Below are 543 nucleotides of genomic sequence, written 5' to 3' on the forward strand. Positions count from 1 at the left end.
TTCTTAAGAAGCATTTTATTCAGCATATAAAAGGGACCTTTTATAAACCGATTGACTAAGATGGTATCGAGAAAACGATCCCCACCAGCAACTCACGTTTACAATATTATTCATTAGATTTATTGAGTATGCGAGACACCTCCTACTCTCGCAAATAAAACAAAATCTTAATTGTTTAAGTTCCAGTTTAGTGGCCCGGGACTCAAAGGTGAGACATCCACTTTCCAAGTTTTCTTCAACATTTAACCGCTCACTGTCATTTTCTCATTAAGTGAGAATTACTCATAAAAATTATTTTTCTTTTCTCAGTGATTAAGAATTATATTTGTCCTATATCTTTTAACACGTTACAACTCTCTCATGACATTAAACAAAGCCAACGCTAATCAGGTAAACGAAAAGGCACTGCAATTATTAATGCAAGTTGCGGTAAGCCAATTCCCAGTCTCTGCGAAAACACTCAGCGAACAATTGAACGTTCCATTAAGCAGTTTGTATCGACATCTAAAACTGCTGAAAGAATGGAACTTGATTGAAGAAAGT

The 543-nt window shown here is 35.4% G+C and carries 1 protein-coding gene; it reads left to right on the plus strand.

Going from position 1 to position 543, the window contains the following annotated elements; all coding sequences use genetic code 11:
• Window positions 1–360 precede the first annotated feature (360 nt).
• On the plus strand, window positions 361–543 hold a 183-nt coding region (locus R7R24_RS29775), incomplete at its 3' end, for a helix-turn-helix domain-containing protein (RefSeq protein ID WP_318120597.1).

Source organism: Vibrio sp. 704, assembly GCF_033339295.1.